The organism is Puniceispirillum sp. (SeqCode), assembly GCF_965657105.1.
Lineage (GTDB): Bacteria > Pseudomonadota > Alphaproteobacteria > Puniceispirillales > Puniceispirillaceae > Puniceispirillum.
This window is the reverse complement of sequence record NZ_CBFHNB010000096.1, coordinates 1-3661: the sequence shown is the minus strand read 5'-3', so window position 1 is coordinate 3661 and position 3661 is coordinate 1. Positions and strand designations below refer to the sequence as shown.

Here is a 3661-nt window from a genome sequence, read left to right as displayed (position 1 = left end):
TGATTGTTGGTTGTGGGCCAGCGGGGCTGACTTTGGCTGCCCAGCTTGCGGCGTTTCCCGAGATTAATACGCGGATTGTCGATGCCAAACCCGGACGTTTGGCGCTGGGACAGGCTGATGGCATTGCCTGCCGGACGATGGAGATGTTTGCCGCCTTCGGGTTTGCCGAACGGGTGATGCGCGAAGCCTATTGGGTCAATGAGGTGGCGTTCTGGGAACCAGACACCATTTCAAATTCAGGCGCACCGGATCATCAGCCCGACTCAACTGGTTTAATCCCGATCATGCGTAACCGCATCATTCAGGATACCGAAGATGGGCTGTCCGAATTTCCGCATGTGATTTTGAATCAGGCGCGGGTGCATGATTTCTATCTTGATGTCATGGCCAAATCACCTGCCGCGATCACTCCGGATTATGCGCGGGCGTTTCGTGACCTGACTATTGATAATGATGCTGATAACACGCATCCGGTTACGGTGACGCTGGCGCGCACCGACGCCGCGCATGATGGCGAGATTGAAACGCTACGCGCCCGTTATGTGGTGGGATGTGATGGTGCGCGCAGTCAGGTGCGTCATGCGCTTGGCCACTGGCTCGAAGGGGATTCGGCGAATAAGGCCTGGGGCGTGATGGATGTGCTGGCGGTGACCGACTTTCCCGATATCAGGCGCAAAGCGATCATCCATTCGGCCGAGGCAGGTAATCTGCTGATCATCCCGCGCGAAGGCGGTTATCTGGTGCGTATCTATATTGAGCTAGAGGCGCTGGGTAGTGAAGAGCGTGTTAAAAACCGCAATATCACCGCCGATCATCTGGTGGCGGCGGCGCAAAAGGTGTTTTACCCCTATATATTTGACGTCAAGCAGGTCGCCTGGTGGTCGGTCTATGAGATAGGCCAGCGCCTTTGCGCCAAATTCGACGATGTGCCCCCCAAAGATATGCCCCCTAACGATATGCCTACCGAAGATATGTTGCCCGAAGATAAAACCGCCCGCACCCCGCATGTCTTTATCGCGGGTGATGCCTGTCATACGCATAGCCCGAAAGCTGGACAGGGGATGAATGTATCGATGGGCGATAGTTTCAATCTGGGCTGGAAGCTGGCGGCGGTATTGCGCGGACAGGCGGCACCGCATCTTCTGCATAGCTATTCGGCTGAGCGTCAGGCGGTGGCCAGCGAGTTGATCGATTTTGACCGCGAATTGACGGCCATGTTCAGCACGCGCCCCGAAGACCGCGCCAATCTGGCGCCCGCAGAGTCTGCCACAGACTCTGCCTATACTGCCCCTGAAGTCGCCCCTGAAGTCGCCCCTGAAGTCGCCCCCAAAGACGCTGGCGACGCCAATATTGATCCGGCGATCCTGCAATCCTATTTCATCAAACATGCGCGGTATACGGCGGGCACCATGTTCCGCTATCACCCGTCACTGATATCGGCACCACCCGATCATCAGCATCTGGCGACTGGTTTTGATATCGGTATGCGCTTTCATTCGGCACCGGTGATCCGGCTTGCTGATGCGCTGTCGATGCAGCTTGGCCATGTGATAAAGGCCGCTGGCCGCTGGCATCTATTCGCCTTTGCCGGAGCGGCGGATGATGGGCGCGATGATGGCACCAGTGGCGGGATTAATGGCGGGACAATCGCGGCCTTATGCAGATTTCTGGCGGATGATCCGGCCTCGCCCGTGCGTGCCTATACGCCGGCAGGTGCCGATATCGATGCGGTGCTGGATGTGCGCGCGATTTTCCAGCCGCCGCATGGCACCTTGGCGGCTGAACAGATGCACCCTTTGCTATTGCCGGTAAAAGGCGCGCTGGGTCTGCGCGATTATGAAAAGATTTTTGCGGTCGATCACAAAGCGGGTGCCGATATTTATGATATGCGCGGGATCAATCGTGAACATGGCTGTATGGTGCTGGTGCGCCCGGATCAGCATGTCGCGCATATTCTGCCGCTTGATGGCTATGACGCGCTTAGCCGCTTTTTCGCGGGCTTCATGATCGCCCAATAATATGTGCCCAATAAGATGTGGGCGTTCATATGCGGGGGATGGGGAAAGGGACTCCTCATATGGTGCTGGCTGTTTGATTTGGGATGAACGGTTTATAAGTCCGCGCCTATCCAGCAGGGTTTAACCGTTTCGTAAACAATCTGTCACCTATTTGTATTATTGCGCAGTGATAAAGATCCATCATACATTTTTGGAGATTATTATGCGCAAGACCAATTTGCTTTATACCGTGCCTTTGTCGGCGATCTTCTGTGCTGCGTCATTGATGTCAGCGTCTGCTCTTGAACTTACCGAAATAGGTAGCTTTAAAATTGGCGACGGCGAAGGCTATGCCGAAATGATCCGCTATCACGCGCCCAGCAAGCAGATCATGGTTACCGCATCGGAAACAGGCACGATCGAGCGCATTTCGATTGCCAACCCGCAGGCACCTGTAAAGCAGGCACCGCTTGATCTTGCTGGTGGAGATGTAACCGCCGTTGCCGTGCATGGCGATATGATTGCCGCTTCGATCAAGGCCGATGCAGCCGATGCTGCAGGCATGATTAAGCTGTTTGACAGCACAGGTGCTGAACTGGCCACATTTGCAACAGGCGCTTTGCCCGATAATGTCGGTTTCAGCCCGGATGGACGTTATATTCTGACCGCGAATGAAGGTGAGCCATCAGACGATTACAGTGTCGATCCCGAAGGCAGCTTTACGCTTGTTGATCTGGCTGGCGGCGTTGCCAATGCCAAGGTGACACAGATATCGCTGGCCGGTATCGAGGTGCCAGCTGGTGCGCGTATCGTTAAGCCAGGCAGCAGCTTTGCTGCCGATGCCGAGCCTGAATATCTGACATTCTCAGCCGATGGCAAGATGGCCTATGTCACCTTGCAGGAAAATAACGCGCTTGCTGTTATCGATATTGCGGCGGCAAAGGTGGCCTCGGTTGTCGGCCTTGGCTTCAAGAATGTGTCACGTACCGCGCATGATATGTCAAACAAGGATGGCGGCATCAATATGCAACGCTGGCCAGTCATGATGATGTATCAGCCTGATGCGATTGCATCCTATCAGGTCAAGGGCGCGACCTATCTGGTTACCGCGAATGAAGGCGATGCCAAGGACTATGACGGCTTTTCCGAAGAAACCCGCGTTGCCCAGCTAACGCTGGATGGCACCATGTTCCCGAATGCCGCCACATTGCAAAAGCCGGAACATCTTGGCCGTCTGAAAACCACCACGACCATGGGTGATACCGATGGTGATGGCGATACTGACATCATCTATTCATATGGCGGGCGTTCATTTTCTATCTGGAATACGGATGGCACCTTGATGTTTGACAGTGGCAACGCTTTTGAAACAGTGATCGCCAGCCGCTCGCCTGACGTGTTTAACGCGAATGGTGGTGCCGCAGAATTTGACGATCGTTCGGATGATAAAGGTCCTGAGCCTGAAGCTCTGACCATTGGCGAGATTGATGGCCGCACCTATGCCTTTATCGGTATGGAGCGTAATAACGCGATCTTCACCTATGACATCACCTTGCCGTCTGACCCGCATATGGTGGATTACATGATGCCAGCAGCGCGTCATAATTCGCCAGAAGGTCTTGATTTTATCGCCGCCGCCGACAGCCCGACAGGCACACCATTGC

The 3661-nt window shown here is 54.8% G+C and carries 2 protein-coding genes; both read left to right on the top strand.

Annotated elements, in window-relative coordinates:
• On the top strand, positions 1-2018 hold a 2018-nt coding region (locus ACTF7Q_RS10265), incomplete at its 5' end, for an FAD-dependent monooxygenase (RefSeq protein ID WP_438997739.1).
• A 202-nt stretch (positions 2019-2220) separates the two neighbouring features.
• A partial coding sequence (locus ACTF7Q_RS10260) for a choice-of-anchor I family protein (protein WP_438997738.1) occupies positions 2221-3661 on the top strand: 1441 nt, incomplete at its 3' end.